This window comes from Pseudomonas sp. Marseille-Q5299 (genome assembly GCF_943737035.1).
Taxonomy (GTDB): Bacteria; Pseudomonadota; Gammaproteobacteria; order Pseudomonadales; family Pseudomonadaceae; genus Aquipseudomonas; species Aquipseudomonas putida_E.
The window spans coordinates 901136-916271 of record NZ_CALSFR010000001.1 but is presented as its reverse complement, the minus strand read 5'-3'; the positions used below and the strand labels follow the sequence as shown (position 1 = coordinate 916271).

General features: G+C 62.2%; 16 protein-coding genes. 12 read left to right on the top strand and 4 right to left on the bottom strand.

The features are described 5' to 3' along the window. Positions 1-202: 202 nt before the first annotated feature. A complete protein-coding gene (locus tag NGJ21_RS04275) occupies positions 203-1408 on the bottom strand; it encodes a transporter associated domain-containing protein (RefSeq protein WP_251961869.1) in 1206 nt (401 codons plus the stop codon). A gap of 9 nt (positions 1409-1417) precedes the next feature. Continuing rightward, positions 1418-2227 carry a cytochrome C assembly family protein gene (locus tag NGJ21_RS04270; RefSeq protein ID WP_012315973.1) on the bottom strand — a complete coding sequence of 270 codons (810 nt, stop codon included), beginning with the start codon at positions 2225-2227 and terminating at the stop codon, positions 1418-1420. A gap of 295 nt (positions 2228-2522) precedes the next feature. Between NGJ21_RS04270 and ffh the strand changes: the two genes are divergently transcribed. From ffh to NGJ21_RS04240, 6 genes are all read left to right on the top strand, one after another. Next, complete coding sequence (ffh, locus tag NGJ21_RS04265) at positions 2523-3899, top strand: signal recognition particle protein (protein WP_046784370.1); 1377 nt, start codon at positions 2523-2525, stop codon at positions 3897-3899. Between the two features lie 235 nt (positions 3900-4134). Continuing rightward, positions 4135-4386 carry a 30S ribosomal protein S16 gene (rpsP, locus tag NGJ21_RS04260; protein ID WP_012315971.1) on the top strand — a complete coding sequence of 84 codons (252 nt, stop codon included), beginning with the start codon at positions 4135-4137 and terminating at the stop codon, positions 4384-4386. 5 nt (positions 4387-4391) lie between these two features. Continuing rightward, complete coding sequence (gene rimM, locus NGJ21_RS04255) at positions 4392-4928, top strand: ribosome maturation factor RimM (RefSeq protein ID WP_251961868.1); 537 nt, start codon at positions 4392-4394, stop codon at positions 4926-4928. 3 nt (positions 4929-4931) lie between these two features. Then, positions 4932-5684, top strand: a complete 753-nt coding sequence (gene trmD / locus NGJ21_RS04250) for a tRNA (guanosine(37)-N1)-methyltransferase TrmD (protein WP_008094486.1) — start codon at positions 4932-4934, stop codon at positions 5682-5684. Positions 5685-5726: 42 nt separating this feature from the next. Continuing rightward, entirely contained in the window at positions 5727-6077 is a 351-nt protein-coding gene (gene rplS / locus NGJ21_RS04245; protein WP_008094487.1) for a 50S ribosomal protein L19, read from the top strand. 94 nt (positions 6078-6171) lie between these two features. Continuing rightward, positions 6172-6579, top strand: a complete 408-nt coding sequence (locus tag NGJ21_RS04240) for an acyl-CoA thioesterase (protein ID WP_012315969.1) — start codon at positions 6172-6174, stop codon at positions 6577-6579. Positions 6580-6583: 4 nt separating this feature from the next. Here the strand turns inward: NGJ21_RS04240 and NGJ21_RS04235 are convergent, their stop codons facing one another. Continuing rightward, positions 6584-8410, bottom strand: a complete 1827-nt coding sequence (locus NGJ21_RS04235; RefSeq protein WP_115273999.1) for a cation:proton antiporter — start codon at positions 8408-8410, stop codon at positions 6584-6586. A gap of 68 nt (positions 8411-8478) precedes the next feature. On the opposite strand from NGJ21_RS04235, the gene xerD reads away from it, so the two are divergent. The 6 genes from xerD to NGJ21_RS04205 all read left to right on the top strand — a co-directional run bounded on the left by xerD (position 8479) and on the right by NGJ21_RS04205 (position 14137). Then, complete coding sequence (gene xerD / locus NGJ21_RS04230; RefSeq protein ID WP_039603504.1) at positions 8479-9375, top strand: site-specific tyrosine recombinase XerD; 897 nt, start codon at positions 8479-8481, stop codon at positions 9373-9375. A gap of 152 nt (positions 9376-9527) precedes the next feature. Next, a complete protein-coding gene (gene dsbC, locus NGJ21_RS04225) occupies positions 9528-10289 on the top strand; it encodes a bifunctional protein-disulfide isomerase/oxidoreductase DsbC (RefSeq protein ID WP_012315966.1) in 762 nt (253 codons plus the stop codon). An 82-nt stretch (positions 10290-10371) separates the two neighbouring features. Next, a complete protein-coding gene (locus NGJ21_RS04220; RefSeq protein WP_046784366.1) occupies positions 10372-11676 on the top strand; it encodes a homoserine dehydrogenase in 1305 nt (434 codons plus the stop codon). 165 nt (positions 11677-11841) lie between these two features. Continuing rightward, complete coding sequence (gene thrC, locus NGJ21_RS04215) at positions 11842-13251, top strand: threonine synthase (RefSeq protein WP_046784365.1); 1410 nt, start codon at positions 11842-11844, stop codon at positions 13249-13251. Positions 13252-13377: 126 nt separating this feature from the next. Continuing rightward, entirely contained in the window at positions 13378-13776 is a 399-nt protein-coding gene (locus NGJ21_RS04210) for a histidine kinase (RefSeq protein WP_251961867.1), read from the top strand. Positions 13777-13855: 79 nt separating this feature from the next. Beyond that, positions 13856-14137 (top strand): DUF3509 domain-containing protein, encoded by a 282-nt coding sequence (locus NGJ21_RS04205; protein ID WP_080765825.1) that lies wholly within the window; start codon positions 13856-13858, stop codon positions 14135-14137. A gap of 127 nt (positions 14138-14264) precedes the next feature. Here NGJ21_RS04205 and NGJ21_RS04200 read toward each other — a convergent pair whose 3' ends face one another. Then, positions 14265-15125: a TIGR02285 family protein gene (locus NGJ21_RS04200; RefSeq protein ID WP_196996955.1), complete on the bottom strand. Its 861-nt coding sequence runs from the start codon at positions 15123-15125 to the stop codon at positions 14265-14267. Positions 15126-15136 lie beyond the last annotated feature (11 nt).

Sequence of the window (15136 nt, the reverse complement as noted above, 5' to 3'; positions counted from 1 at the left end):
TACGGTTCGCGGACGCCGGAGCGTATTGTTCTTTTGTTCGCCCGACTGACGATAGCCCAAGGGGGATAGGGGCGGGAGCGGGCACTGTTCGGGGTGTTGAAGCAGGACCGCAGGGCGCGTCAGTGGAGCGCGCTGGCCGTGTGGCGCCGGGTGCGGATAGCGGGCGGGACGGCAGGGCTGGGTAAGCGTGACCGGAGTATAGCTAGCGGGTCACGGTCCACACCAGTACCTTGCTGGCGCAATTGTCTTCTGTTTCGAGGATTTCCAAGCGATAGCGGCCGATCTTCAGGCAAACAGCGCTTTCCGGGATGCTTTCAAGGGCCTCGGTGACCAGCCCGTTCAGGGTCTTCGGCCCGCCGTCGCTGGGCAGGTGCCAGCCGAGGGTGCGGTTGATTTCGCGCAGGGAAGCGGCGCCATCGATGACGAAGGTGCCGTCGGACTGGGGGTGTACATGGGGGTTGTCGAGGCTGTGCTCTTCCTCGAACTCGCCGACGATCTCCTCGAGTATGTCCTCCAGCGTGACGATGCCCAGTACCTCACCGTATTCGTCCACCACCACGCCCAGCCGGCGCTGCTGCTTGTGGAAGTTCAGCAGTTGCAATTGCAGTGGGGTGCTTTCGGGGACGAAGTAAGGCTCGTAGCAGGCGCTGTGGAGCTTCTCCAGCGTCAGCTCGGCCTTGGGCAGCAGGTGGCTGATCAGCTTGGTGTTGAGGATGGCTTCTACCTGGTTGATGTCGTTGTGGTAGACCGGCAGGCGCGTGTGGCGGCTGAGGATCAGCTGCTCGATGATGCGCTCGATCGGCTCATCCAGGTTGATGCCATCGACCTCGTTGCGCGGCACCAGAATGTCGTTGACGGTGACCTTGTCCAGCGAGTGCAGGCCATCGAGCAGGCCGTGGCGCGGCATGTCTTGGTCTTCATCCTCGGTAAAGTCGTCATCTGCCTGCGGGTGCAGGGCCACTGCGGTGGGCGGTACGCGAAACGGCCGCAACATCAGCTTGGCACAGCCGTCCAGCAGGCAGGCCAAGGGTTGCACCAGCGCCAATGGGAGCTTCAGCAGGCTGGCGCCCAGGCTGATGAAGGCCAGCGGGTTGCGCCGAGCCAGGCGCCGCGGCAGGTATTCGGCAAACACCAGCAGGCCAGAGGTGGCGGCCAGGCCGGCCAGCCAGAAACCGTGCTCGCCGTTGAGGCGTTGGCCGATCAGGCAGGCCAGGCCCAATACCAGAAGCTTGCCCAGGCTGGCGCACAGCACCAGGGCCTGGGCTGGCACTACCGGTTGCCCGTCATCGCCGGGGCGCAACGAGCCGTTGAGTTGCAGGCGGGCGGCATCCACCGCGGTGAACAGCGCCGACCAGAGCAGCGCCAGTGCCAAAGTGCCGAGTAGCGGAGCGTACGGCAGGGTGTCCATGGGCGACCGTCAGATATGCAGGATGAATTCGCGGACCAGCTTGCTGCCGAAATAGGCCAGCATCAGCAGGCAGAAACCGGCCAGTGTCCAGCGGATCGCCTTGTGCCCACGCCAGCCCAGGCGGGTGCGGCCCCACAGCAGTACGCTGAAGACGATCCAGGCCACGCAGGCCAGCAGGGTTTTGTGTACCAGGTGCTGGGCAAACAGGTTGTCCAGGAACAGCCAGCCAGAGATCAGCGACAGCGACAACAGGCACCAGCCCGCCCAAAGGAAGCCGAACAGCAGGCTTTCCATGGTCTGCAACGGTGGGAAGTTGCGGATCAGCCCGGAAGGGTGCTTGTTTTTCAGCTGGTGGTCCTGCAGTAGCAGGAGCAGCGACTGGAACACCGCAATGGTGAACAGCCCATAGGCCAGGATCGATAGCAGGATATGAGCGAGGATCCCCGGCTCTTCATCGATCAGCGGAACGGTGCCGGGTGGGGCGAACTGGGCCAGCAGGGCCGTGATGGCGCCGAGCGGGAACAGCAGCACCAGCAGGTTTTCCACCGGTATGCGCAGGCAGGCCAGCAGGGTCAGGGTGATCACCGCCACGGCGATCAGGCTGGCGGCGCTGAAGAAGTCCAGGCTCAGGCCCAGCGGGGTGATCAGCTGAAAGAACAGCGCGCCGCTCTGGGCGATCACGGCGAGGGCGCCGAGCAGGCCGAGCAGCCGTTTGTCGGCTTTGCTCGACTGGGCCAGGCGCGAACCCTGATAAACGGTCGCCGCTATATATAGGCCGGCGGCGATCAGGTTGGGGATGAGGCTGGGTGAGGAGACCATAAGTCCTGGTGGGCAAGCCTTAAAGAGACGGAGTTTGGCATAGATCGCGCTGGGGGGGCTAGTGAGCTGCAAGCTTCAGGCTGCAAGCTGCAAGCGAAGGCAGATTCGTACGGGGGCGGGATTTTCTGATGGTTTGCGGCTTGAGCCTTGCAGCTTGAAAGTTGCCGCCGGGAAGCCGAGGTGTGCGCCGCCGCCGCTCTTCGCTATAATCGCCGCCTTGCTGTGCCCAGCGCGTGTGCATATTCACCTGGGCGCCTGACAAACCTCGGCTTTTACTTGGCCTGAAAGGATCACCATGTTCGAAAACCTGACCGACCGCCTGTCACAGACGCTGCGCCATGTCACCGGCAAGGCCAAGCTGACTGAAGACAACATCAAGGATACGTTGCGCGAAGTGCGCATGGCCCTGCTCGAGGCCGACGTTGCCCTGCCGGTGGTCAAGGATTTCGTCAACAGCGTCAAGGAGCGTGCAGTCGGCACCGAGGTGTCGCGCAGCCTGACCCCGGGCCAGGCGTTCGTGAAGATCGTCCAGGCCGAGCTGGAAAGCCTGATGGGTGCGGCCAACGAAGACCTCGCGCTCAATGCCGCCCCGCCTGCCGTGGTGCTGATGGCCGGTTTGCAGGGCGCGGGCAAGACCACCACCGCCGGTAAGCTGGCGCGCTTCCTCAAGGAGCGCAAGAAGAAGAGCGTGATGGTGGTTTCGGCCGACGTCTACCGCCCGGCTGCGATCAAGCAGCTGGAAACGCTGGCCAACGACATTGGCGTGACCTTCTTCCCGTCCGATATCAGCCAGAAGCCTGTGGCCATTGCCGAAGCGGCGATTCGCGAGGCCAAGCTCAAGTTCATCGACGTGGTCATTGTCGACACCGCCGGCCGTCTGCACATCGACGCCGACATGATGGACGAAATCAAGGCGCTGCATGCCGCGGTCAAGCCGGTTGAAACCCTGTTCGTGGTCGATGCCATGACCGGCCAGGACGCCGCCAATACCGCCAAGGCCTTCGGTGAAGCCCTGCCGCTGACCGGCGTGGTGCTGACCAAGGTCGACGGTGATGCCCGTGGCGGTGCCGCGCTTTCGGTACGTGCCATCACCGGCAAGCCGATCAAGTTCATCGGTATGGGTGAGAAAACCGAGGCTCTCGAGCCCTTCCACCCGGACCGTGTGGCGTCGCGCATCCTCGGCATGGGCGACGTGCTCAGCCTGATCGAGCAGGCCGAACAGACCATCGACAAGGCCAAAGCCGACAAGCTGGCCAAGAAGCTGAAGAAGGGCAAGGGCTTCGATCTCGAAGACTTCCGCGACCAGCTGCAACAGATGAAGAACATGGGTGGCCTGGGCGGCCTGATGGACAAGCTGCCGAGCATCGGCGGGGTCAACCTGTCGCAGATGGGCAATGCCCAGGGCGCAGCCGAGAAACAGTTCAAGCAGATGGAGGCGATCATCAACTCCATGACCCCGGCCGAGCGTCGCGATCCTGACCTGATCAGCGGTTCGCGCAAGCGCCGGATCGCCCTGGGTTCCGGTACCCAGGTGCAGGACATCGGGCGGCTGATCAAGCAGCACAAGCAGATGCAGAAGATGATGAAGAAATTCTCCGCCAAGGGCGGCATGGCCAAGATGATGCGCGGCCTGGGCGGGATGTTGCCTGGCGGCGGCATGCCGAAGCTGTAACCCTTATTCCGGGCGCTTGTCTTTTGAAGAATGAGCGCTCAGAACCCCCGCTGCGGCGGGGCAATGGCCACGCAATCCGTGGCTCAACCGGCAAATCTGGACGGCAGGGCGAGGCCTTGTCGAAAAAGTCATTTGCAAATGTCCGTGTATTCCCCGAGAATATGCGGCCTTTTGGGCACCCGTGTGCCTATTTGGCATTCAGATTTGCAGCACCGACTATAGGAACGATGTTCACATGGTAACCATCCGTCTTGCCCGTGGCGGCTCGAAAAAGCGCCCTTTCTACCACCTGACCGTGACCAACTCGCGTAACGCCCGTGACGGCCGTTTCGTTGAGCGCGTAGGTTTCTTCAACCCGATCGCTGCTGGCGCTGAAGTCAAGCTGTCGGTCAACCAGGAGCGCGTCAGCTACTGGCTGAGCCAAGGCGCACAGCCGTCTGAGCGTGTTGCTCAGCTGCTGAAGGACGCTGCCAAGGCCGCTGCCTGAGCAATATGAACGCGACGCCAGAAAAGGCTGACGACCTCATCGTCGTTGGCAAGATTTTTTCGGTTCACGGCGTTCGCGGCGAGGTGAAGGTGTATTCCTTTACCGATCCGATTGAAAACCTGTTGGATTATCCACGCTGGACGCTTCGGCACGAAGGCAAGGTAAAGCAGGTCGAGCTGGTCAGCGGTCGTGGCTCCCAAAAGGGCCTGGTCGTTAAACTGAAAGGCCTCGATGATCGTGATGAAGCGCGTCTTCTGAGCGGCTTCGAAATCTGCATCCCGCGGAGCCTTTTGCCCAACCTGGCCGCAGGCGAGTACTACTGGTACCAACTGCAGGGCCTGAAGGTCATCAACCAGGACGAACAGCTGTTCGGCAAGGTCGATCACCTGTTGGAGACCGGTGCGAACGATGTAATGGTGGTCAAGCCCTGCGCAGGCAGCCTGGATGATCGCGAGCGTCTGTTGCCCTATACGGCGCAATGTGTGCTGGCAATCGACCTGGAAGCAGGCGTGATGCGGGTTGAATGGGACGCGGACTTCTAAACGATGGGTAACCTTCGCGTAGACGTCATCACGTTGTTCCCCGAGATGTTCTCGGCCATCACTGAGTACGGCATTACCAGCCGCGCGGTAAAACAGGGGTTGCTTCAGGTGACCTGCTGGAACCCGCGGGACTACACCACAGATCGCCACCACACAGTGGATGATCGGCCGTTTGGCGGTGGCCCGGGCATGGTGATGAAAATCAAGCCTCTGGAAGACGCCCTGGTTAGCGCCAGGCAAGCGACCGGAGCATCGGCAAAGGTGATCTACCTTTCGCCGCAAGGCCGCAAGCTGACTCAGCAAGCGGTCAAAGGCCTGGCCGAACAGGAATCGCTGATCCTGATCGCCGGTCGTTATGAAGGCATCGACGAGCGCTTTATCGAGGCTCATGTCGATGAGGAGTGGTCGATTGGCGACTATGTGCTTTCCGGTGGCGAGCTGCCGGCCATGGTACTGATCGATGCGGTTACACGGCTGCTGCCCGGAGCTTTAGGGCATGTGGACTCGGCGGAGGAAGACTCCTTCACCGACGGTCTGCTCGATTGCCCGCACTACACCCGACCTGAGGTGTATGCGGATCAGCGTGTTCCCGACGTGTTGCTAAGTGGCAACCATGCACACATCCGGCGTTGGAGAATGAAGCAGTCCCTTGGTAGGACCTTCGAACGACGCGCCGATCTTCTGGAAAGTCGCTCGCTTTCTGGAGAAGAGAAGAAGCTGCTCGAGGAATATCTCCGCGAGCGGGACGATAGTTAAACGTATCGATGGTGGATCACGTATCCATCTTAGGAGCACAGCATGACCAACAAGATCATCCAGCAGCTCGAAGCCGAGCAGATGAGCAAGGAAATCCCGACCTTCGCACCAGGCGACACCATCGTCGTTCAGGTTAAAGTGAAGGAAGGTGAGCGTTCCCGTCTGCAGGCGTTCGAAGGCGTTGTTATCGCCAAGCGTAACCGCGGCCTGAACAGCGCTTTCACCGTGCGCAAAATCTCCAGCGGCGTTGGCGTTGAGCGTACCTTCCAGACCTACAGCCCGCAGATCGACAGCCTGGCCGTGAAACGTCGTGGTGACGTGCGTAAAGCCAAGCTGTACTACCTGCGCGACCTGTCCGGCAAAGCCGCTCGCATCAAGGAAAAACTGTCCTGAGTACAGTTTGCCCGGTGGCCCTGGCCGCCTAGCGAGAAAAAAGCAGCCTTCGGGCTGCTTTTTTGCGTTTTGAAACCCGAAAGAAGTGACGGACATGACCAGCCGAGACCAGGAAATTCAGCGCCGCACCGAGTTGTCGGTGACCCGCGTGACCAAAGCGGTGTTCCCCAACACCACCAACCACCACAACACCTTGTTCGGCGGCACTGCGCTGGCCTGGATGGACGAAGTGTCGTTCATCGCCGCTACGCGCTTCTGCCGGCTGCCGCTGGTGACCGTGTCCACAGACCGTATCGATTTCAAACACCCGATCCCGGCAGGCTCGATCGTCGAGCTGGTGGGAACGGTGATCAAGGTCGGCAACACCAGTTTGCAGGTTCAAGTGGACGTATTCGTCGAGAACATGTACCTGGATGGGCGCGAGCGGGCAATCCATGGTGTGTTCAGCTTTGTCGCCATCGACGAGGACAAGCGCCCGGTGCCGGTGTTGCCACAAGCTTGAAGGCTCAGCCCGGCGCGGCAGTCGTCTCGGTGACGGGGGCCGGTTCCACCAGCGCCACCAGGGTCCAGCCAGGTTGCGGCGCAAGCGGGTTCTCGGGGCTTGATACATGTACCCAGCCCTGGGCATCCCGGGCAAACAAAAGATGTGCGCGCTCGCCATGCAATGCCTGGTAATTGTCCCAGTCGAAGCCCTCGGTAAGGTTGGTGCTGTACAGTTCCGCGCCATGATGCAGCCGATTGGCCATTTGCTGGTAGGTCATCGGGCTTGAGCCCAGCAGTTGGCCACGGTGCTCTTCGCTGGCCCGGTGTTTGTCGCTGCGCTGCTTTTCCAGGCCGCTGGCCAGCACATACAAGCGGCCGTGGCCGAAGTCATGACGAAAGCGCGCACAGGCCAAGGCGTTGATCTCCCCGGCAGGCGACAGCCCCAGCAAATGGCCGAGGCCTACCAGGTCCAAGTGCGCGTCGGCATGCTGCGAAGCCGGGTTGCCAAAGTAGGTCGGCAGCCCCTCCATGCGTGCCGCACGAATGTTTTCCCAGCTCGAATCGGTCAGCAACACACGGCAGCCCAGTTGCTGCAGGGCCTTGCCGATGGCGCGTGCGGGTTGGTTGGCGCCGACGATGAGAAAGCCGCTGGGCGCCGGCTCGGCCACCTTGAGCAGGCGCGCCAGGGGGCGCGCCGTAGCGCTCTGCAGCACGACAGTGCCGATGATCACGGCAAAGGTGAGCGGCACCAGCAGCAGTGCGTCCTGATGCCCGGCCTCATGCAGGCGGATGGCGAATATCGCCGACACTGCGGCGGCAACGATGCCGCGTGGTGCGATCCAGGCCAGCAGGGCCCGTTCCCGCCAGTTCAGCGAGGACCCCAGCGTTGACAGCAAGACATTCAGCGGCCGCGCCACCAGCTGGATCACCAGCAGCAGTGCCAGTACGGCCGGGCCCAACCCCAGCAGGGCATGTAGATCGAGCCGCGCGGCAAGCAGGATGAACAGGCCGGAGATCAGCAGTACGCTGAGGTTCTCCTTGAAGTGCAGGATCTGCCGTACATCGACGCCACGCATGTTGGCCAGCCACATGCCCATTACCGTCACCGCCAGCAGCCCGGACTCGTGAACGATCTGGTTGGCGGCGATGAAAATACCCAGTACGGCGGCCAGCGACGCCAGGTTGTGCAGGTATTCCGGCAGCCATTGCTCGCGCATGATCTGCCCCAGTAACCAGCCACCGGCGGCGCCCAGGGCGCTGCCGCAGAAGATCACCCCGGCAAAGGTCCCCAGGCTCTGGCTCAGGCCATCGCCATCGGCGCTGGCGATGATGAAGCTGTACACCACGACGGCGAGCAGGGCACCGATCGGGTCGATGACGATGCCTTCCCAGCGCAGGATGTTGGCAATGGTCGCCTTCGGCCGTACCACGCGCAGCATGGGCACGATGACCGTAGGGCCTGTCACCAGGGTCAAGGTGCCGAACAGGATCGCCAGCGGCCAGTCGAAACCCAGCAGCCAGTGTGTCGCCAGGGCGATCACCAGCCAGGTCGACAGGGCGCCGACGGTGACCAGGCGGTGCACCACGCTGCCGATGTCCCGCCATTGCGAGAGGTGCAGGGTCAGGCTGCCTTCGAACAGGATCAGTGCCACCGCCAGTGACACCAGCGGCATCAGCAGCGGGCCGAACAGCGCTTGCGGGTCGAGCCAGCCGAGCAACGGGCCGACCATTATCCCGGCCAGCAGCAGGAAGAGAATCGCTGGCAGCTTCAGGCGCCAGGCCAGCCACTGGCAGGCGAGGGCGGCGGCACCGATACCGCCCACACTGAGTAGGATCTGCTGTTCGTTCATGCGGGCTCCCTATGCCGGCGTTGTTATGAAAGACTAAGCGTCATTTCGTCGTTTGCCACCGAGTTTTCATGCCAGCCCTTGACCACCCCTTGATCGACCAGTTCCTTGATGCCCTGTGGCTGGAAAAAGGCCTTTCAGACAACACTCGCGTCTCTTATCGCAGTGACCTGGCGCTGTTCAATGGCTGGCTGCAGGATCACGGCCTGGCCTTGCCTGCCGCCGGTCGAGAGCTGATCCTCGATCACCTGGCCTGGCGTCTGGATCAAGGCTACAAACCGCGTTCCACTGCGCGTTTTCTCTCAGGTCTGCGTGGCTTTTTTCGCTACTTGCTGCGGGAAAAGCTCATTGCCGTCGATCCAACCCTGCAAATAGAGATGCCTCAGCTGGGCAAACCCTTGCCCAAGTCGTTGTCAGAAGCCGACGTCGAGGCCCTGTTGCAGGCCCCGGACCTTGGCGAAGCCATTGGCCAGCGCGACCGTGCCATGCTTGAAGTCCTGTACGCCTGTGGTCTGCGCGTTACCGAACTGGTCAGCCTTGCCCTGGACCAGGTGAACCTGCGCCAGGGCGTGCTGCGGGTGATGGGCAAGGGCAGCAAGGAGCGCTTGGTGCCGATGGGCGAAGAGGCGGTGCTGTGGCTGGAACGCTACCTGCGCGATGGCCGCGCCGAACTGCTCAGCGGGCGCCCGAGCGATGTGTTGTTCCCCAGCCTGCGCGGTGAGCAGATGACCCGCCAGACGTTCTGGCACCGCATCAAGCATCACGCGCGAGTTGCCGGCATCGACAAGCCGCTGTCACCGCACACCCTGCGGCACGCCTTCGCCACCCATCTGCTCAATCATGGTGCCGACCTGCGCGTGGTGCAGATGCTGCTGGGGCACAGCGACCTGTCGACCACACAAATCTATACCCACGTGGCCAAGGCCCGCCTGCAGCAACTGCACGCACAGCACCACCCGCGTGGATGAATGATTTTCATGTTCCGCCGGCCGGTACTCGCAGACCCCTTCACCGGTAGCGTGTTGTGGTAGGCTTGGGCGGTTTGCACCAAGGGCCGCACGGTCGCCGCGTTTTTGCGCAGGTGACGCCCTCCGGCCCCTGTCCGCCCTCAGGAGTTCCCATGCGCGTGACCCAGATTTTCGCCGCCGCCGCGTTGGCGCTGGCCAGTACCTTTGCCGTTGCTGCGGCGACCGACAGCAATGCCGCTGCCGAGCAGGCGATTCGCAAGTCGTTGCAGAACCTTGAGCTGGAAGTGCCGGTCGAGAGCGTGGCCAGCAGCCCGCTCAACGGCCTGTATGAAGTCAAGCTGCAGGGCGGCCGTGTGCTGTACGCCAGCGCCGATGGCCAGTTCGTCATGCAGGGCTACCTGTACCAGATCCAGGACGGCAAGCCGGTCAACCTGACCGAGAAGACCGAGCGCCAAGGCGTAGCCAAGCTCATCAATGGCATTCCAGCTGCCGAGATGGTGGTTTATCCTGCCAAGGGCCAGACCAAGTCGCACATCACCGTGTTCACCGACACCACCTGCCCGTATTGTCACAAGCTGCACGCCGAAGTGCCAGAGCTCAACCGTCGCGGTATCGAAGTGCGCTATGTCGCCTTCCCGCGCCAGGGCCTCGGCTCGCCGGGTGACGAGCAGTTGCAGGCCGTGTGGTGCTCCAGTGACCGCCGCGCAGCGCTGGACAAGATGATCGACGGCAAGGAAATCAAGGCTGCCAAATGCGCCAACCCGGTCGGCAAGCAGTTCCAGCTGGGCCAGTCGATCGGCGTCAACGGCACGCCGGCGATCGTGCTCGAAAACGGCCAGGTGATTCCAGGTTATCAACCGGCACCGCAAGTGGCCAAACTGGCCCTGGCCGGCCAGCAGCAGGCCGCCAAGTAAATCATTCAGTACGCCGTCGTCATGGGGTGACGGCATGTTTCACGGTCGGCGCAGGTGCCGGCCGTTCAATGGGGAGTTCACAGTGAAACCGGTCAAAGTAGGCATCTGTGGGTTGGGGACCGTCGGTGGCGGAACCTTCAATGTACTTCAGCGCAACGCCGAGGAGATTGCCCGCCGTGCCGGGCGCGGTATTGAAGTGGCACAGATCGCCATGCGCTCGCCGAACCCGAACTGCCAGATTACCGGTACCCCCATTACCGCTGATGTGTTCGACGTTGCGAGCAACCCGGAGATCGACGTTGTCATCGAGCTGATCGGTGGCTACACCATCGCCCGCGACCTGGTGCTCAAGGCCATCGAAAACGGCAAGCACGTGGTGACTGCCAACAAGGCGCTGATCGCCGTTCACGGCAACGAAATTTTCGCCAAGGCCCGTGAGAAGGGCGTGATCGTTGCGTTCGAAGCCGCAGTGGCCGGTGGCATCCCGGTGATCAAGGCGATCCGCGAAGGCCTGTCGGCCAACCGCATCAACTGGCTGGCCGGGATCATCAACGGCACCGGCAACTTCATCCTCACCGAGATGCGTGAAAAAGGCCGCGCCTTCCCCGACGTGCTGGCCGAAGCGCAGGCGCTGGGTTATGCCGAAGCCGACCCGACCTTCGACGTCGAAGGTATCGATGCTGCGCACAAGCTGACCATCCTGGCGTCCATCGCCTTTGGCATCCCGCTGCAGTTCGACAAGGCCTACACCGAAGGCATCACCCAGCTGACCACCGCCGACGTGAACTACGCCGAAGCCCTGGGCTACCGCATCAAGCACCTGGGTGTAGCCCGCCGCACTGCCGAAGGCATCGAGCTGCGCGTGCACCCGACGCTGATCCCGAGCGATCGCCTGATCGCCAACGTAAACGGCGTGATGAACGCCGTGATGGTCAATGGCGATGCGGCCGGCTCGACCTTGTATTACGGTGCCGGCGCCGGCATGGAGCCCACGGCTTCCTCGGTGGTCGCCGACCTGGTTGACGTGGTCCGCGCCATGACCTGCGACCCGGAAAACCGCGTGCCGCACCTGGCCTTCCAGCCGGACTCGCTGTCGGCGCACCCGATTCTGCCGATCGAAGCTTGCCAGAGCGCCTACTACCTGCGCATCCATGCCAAGGACCACCCGGGCGTGCTGGCTCAGGTGGCGAGCATCCTGTCGGAGCGCGGCATCAACATCGAGTCGATCATGCAGAAAGAAGTCGAGGAACAGGACGGCCTGGTGCCGATGATCCTGCTGACCCACCGTGTGGTCGAGCAGAGCATCAACGACGCCATCGTTGCTCTGGAAGCCTTGCAGGACGTGGTCGGCAAGGTCGTGCGCATCCGCGTCGAACAGCTCAACTAAGCGGCAAGCTTCAAGCTGCAAGCTGCAAGAAAAAGCAGTTCGGTGTTGGGGCTTCTAACAGTTTAAATTTGCGGCAAGGGCAGTGCAGCGCGTAAGAAAAATGCCGAGCAGCTTTTTCTTGGCGCTTGCAGCTTGCAACTTGCCGCTCGAACCGAAGGTTTGCATATGCGCTATATCAGCACCCGCGGCCAGGCACCGGCCCTGAATTTCGAAGACGTCCTGCTGGCTGGCCTGGCCAGCGATGGCGGCCTGTACGTGCCAGAGAACCTCCCACGCTTCACCCAGGAAGAAATCGCTTCCTGGGCAGGCCTGCCGTATCACGAACTGGCCTTCCGTGTGATGCGCCCGTTCGTCGAGGGCAGCATTGCCGACGCCGATTTCAAGAAAATCCTGGAAGAGACCTACGGCGAGTTCGCCCACGCTGCGGTCGCTCCGCTGCGCCAGCTGAACAGCAACGAGTGGGTTCTTGAGCTGTTCCACGGCCCAACGCTGGCCTTCAAGGACTTCGCCCTGCAGCTGCTCGGGCGTCTGCTCGACCACGTACTGGCCAAGCGCAACGAGCGCGTGGTGATCATTGGCGCCACCAGTGGCGACACCGGCTCGGCCGCCATCGAAGGCTGCCGTCGCTGCGACAACGTCGACATCTTCATCCTTCATCCGCATCAGCGTGTGTCGGAAGTTCAGCGCCGTCAGATGACCACCATCTTCGGCGACAACATCCACAACATCGCCATCGAAGGCAACTTCGATGACTGCCAGGAGATGGTCAAGGCCAGCTTCGCCGACCAGTCGTTCCTCAAAGGCACCCGCCTGGTCGCAGTCAACTCGATCAACTGGGCGCGGATCATGGCCCAGATCGTCTACTACTTCCACGCTGCCCTGCAGCTCGGTGGCCCGGCGCGTTCGGTGGCGTTCTCGGTGCCGACCGGCAACTTTGGCGACATCTTCGCCGGCTACCTGGCACGCAACATGGGCCTGCCGGTCAGCCAGCTGGTGGTTGCCACCAACCGCAACGACATCCTGCACCGCTTCATGAGCGGCAACCAGTACGTCAAGGAAACCCTGCACGCGACCTTGTCGCCGTCGATGGACATCATGGTTTCGTCCAACTTCGAGCGCTTGTTGTTCGACCTCCACGGTCGCAACGGTGCCGCTATCGGCGAACTGATGGCCAACTTCAAGCAGGGCGGCGGTTTCAGCGTCGACCAGGACCGCTGGACAGAGGCGCGCAAGCTGTTCGACTCGCTGGCAGTGAGCGACGAGCAGACTTGCGAGACCATCGCCGAGGTCTTCGCCAGCACAGGTGAAGTGCTCGACCCGCATACCGCGATTGGCGTAAAGGCCGCGCGCGAATGCCGTCGCAGCCTGGATACCCCTATGGTGGTGCTGGGCACTGCGCACCCGGTCAAGTTCCCGGAGGCTGTGGAGAAAGCGGGCGTCGGCAAGGCGCTGGAGCTGCCTGCGCACCTGAGCGACCTGTTCGGCCGTGAGGAGCGCTGCACGGTGCTGGCCAACGACCTCAAGGCAGTCCAGGCCTTCGTCAGCCAGCACGGTAATCGCGGCAAGCCGCTTTAATCGTGATGAGAGGGGCCGCTGCGCGGCCCCTTTTTTAGATTTTTCCCCGGTTTCATTCAGACTTTTCCTATGTAAAACGCGTTGAGCGCTGCATACAGTGGCCCGTCCTTCCCTCAGGAGCGGCTCATGCATCAGCCCTACGTGTTGATTCACCAGGCTCGGCCTTCCCACCAGATTCTCCTGCATCAGGCGTGCAATGCCCTGGGCGTTTTCGATGTGCGCATCACCCATGATCTGGTTGACCTCAATGCCTGCCTGGCACGCAAGCGCGGTGCCGATCTGCTGATCCTCGACCATGCGATGAAAGGCGGCCAGGCCCTGCTCGAACGCCTGGAGCGCAACCGCTGTTCACGCGCTTTGCTTTTCGTCGGCTGTGCCAGCAAGTACCGGCCCAACCTTGCCGAGCAAGCTCGCGAGCGTGGCCTCTGGGTGCTGGCCGACCTGCCCTGGCCGCTACCGGTGCGGCGTTGGCAGCAGGCCTTGCAGCGTATTCAAACGGTCACATCACCCACGCATGCTCACTGAAACAGCTGCAGCGCAACGAACTTTCCGCTGCGCTTGCTGGTCAGTTCCTTCATATACCACCACGCAGCGAGTGATCCGGATGGAAAGAATCTGCAGACTGCTTAATGACGCCCTGAGCCCCTATCAGACCCAGCTAGGCACCGCCGATGCCATTGGCAACCGGCAACTCACCGTTTTCGACAGCCTCGGTGGCATTACCTTGCGCCGAACGGTCAGCCAGCGCCAGTTGCAGGAGCAAAGCCTGCTGATCGACCTGGTCGATGGCCTTCACCGTGACCTGCAGATAGCCGAGGGGCGCCTGCAGCCCTGTGTCATCGCCGCGTTGCAGCAACGTCAGCATCCTCAAGGAACCTTTGCCTGAGTGGCGCATCAGAGACAGTAGGGCAGCCAGCCAGCACACAGCTCCGGTGATGGCGGGTTGTCGCGGGAAGTCCATGAGGACTTTCGATTGGCCCCGGGCGTCCTCCCCAGCGTCCCGGGGTTTCTTTTTAACGCCCTTCGAAAAAATGCTTGCTCTGTTCCAGGTATTCTTCTTGCAGCTCCGGATCCAACCATTTGGCGTAAAGCGCGGGCAGGGTGTCCCGGCGTAGCGGGGGCAACAATTGGTCTATGTGCGCGACCGCTGCGTGCCCCAAGGGGGAATCGGAGCAGCCCACATGCAGGAACTGGTAGCGGTTCACCCCTTGTATCGGGTGAAACTGGTACTCATCGAGCGAGCCGCCTTGCTGCTGGATCAGGTAGCGCACTTCCGGCCAGTAGCCGAGCACCAGTTGCAGGCGCCCCAGGCGCTGCATCTGCAGCAGATTGGCAGTGGCATCGTTACCATAGTGGCGGCTGAGGACTGCGTCGGGGAGCTGGTGCAGGATCTCGTCGATCTGAGTGTTGTAGCTGCGTCCGGCGACGATGCCAAGCTGCAGTTGCGTGTCGCTCAACAAGCGTTTGAGGTCAACCTGCGCACCATCCAGAAACGGTGCCAGCAGAGATCCGGCTTGCTTGCGTACGACCAGGCCACCGCTCATCGCCCCCAGCACCGGTTCGGAGAAATGCACGAACTTCGCACGCTCCGGTGTCCACAGCATGGTCGGATCGCAGGTGAAGCTGGTAGGGTCCTGCAGCATCTGTATGCCGCGCGCCCGAGTGACCCGTACGATGTCGTGGTCGTACTCGGGCATCTGTTCGATCAGCAGCGCCAGCATCCGGTCGATCGCACCTTGGCCCTTGGCCGCACCCTCCAGGATGGTGAAGGGCGGCAGGTCGCGGACCAGCCATATCAGGCGTTCCTTGGCCTGCACTGGCGCGATGGCCATGGCGAGCAGCAGCCCGCACAGCAGGGACAGGAACGCGCGCACGGGCGGGGGCG

What these genes read in the sequence shown, in the direction of transcription:
- rimM (WP_251961868.1), top strand. Translation starts at nt 4,392, where the DNA reads ATGAACGCGACGCCAGAAAAGGCTGACGACCTCATCGTCGTTGGCAAG.
- dsbC (WP_012315966.1), top strand. Translation starts at nt 9,528, where the DNA reads ATGCGCGTGACCCAGATTTTCGCCGCCGCCGCGTTGGCGCTGGCCAGT.
- ffh (WP_046784370.1), top strand. Translation starts at nt 2,523, where the DNA reads ATGTTCGAAAACCTGACCGACCGCCTGTCACAGACGCTGCGCCATGTC.
- NGJ21_RS04240 (WP_012315969.1), top strand. Translation starts at nt 6,172, where the DNA reads ATGACCAGCCGAGACCAGGAAATTCAGCGCCGCACCGAGTTGTCGGTG.
- trmD (WP_008094486.1), top strand. Translation starts at nt 4,932, where the DNA reads ATGGGTAACCTTCGCGTAGACGTCATCACGTTGTTCCCCGAGATGTTC.
- NGJ21_RS04235 (WP_115273999.1), bottom strand. Translation starts at nt 8,410, where the DNA reads ATGAACGAACAGCAGATCCTACTCAGTGTGGGCGGTATCGGTGCCGCC.
- thrC (WP_046784365.1), top strand. Translation starts at nt 11,842, where the DNA reads ATGCGCTATATCAGCACCCGCGGCCAGGCACCGGCCCTGAATTTCGAA.
- NGJ21_RS04270 (WP_012315973.1), bottom strand. Translation starts at nt 2,227, where the DNA reads ATGGTCTCCTCACCCAGCCTCATCCCCAACCTGATCGCCGCCGGCCTA.
- NGJ21_RS04275 (WP_251961869.1), bottom strand. Translation starts at nt 1,408, where the DNA reads ATGGACACCCTGCCGTACGCTCCGCTACTCGGCACTTTGGCACTGGCG.
- rplS (WP_008094487.1), top strand. Translation starts at nt 5,727, where the DNA reads ATGACCAACAAGATCATCCAGCAGCTCGAAGCCGAGCAGATGAGCAAG.
- NGJ21_RS04205 (WP_080765825.1), top strand. Translation starts at nt 13,856, where the DNA reads ATGGAAAGAATCTGCAGACTGCTTAATGACGCCCTGAGCCCCTATCAG.
- NGJ21_RS04210 (WP_251961867.1), top strand. Translation starts at nt 13,378, where the DNA reads ATGCATCAGCCCTACGTGTTGATTCACCAGGCTCGGCCTTCCCACCAG.
- xerD (WP_039603504.1), top strand. Translation starts at nt 8,479, where the DNA reads ATGCCAGCCCTTGACCACCCCTTGATCGACCAGTTCCTTGATGCCCTG.
- rpsP (WP_012315971.1), top strand. Translation starts at nt 4,135, where the DNA reads ATGGTAACCATCCGTCTTGCCCGTGGCGGCTCGAAAAAGCGCCCTTTC.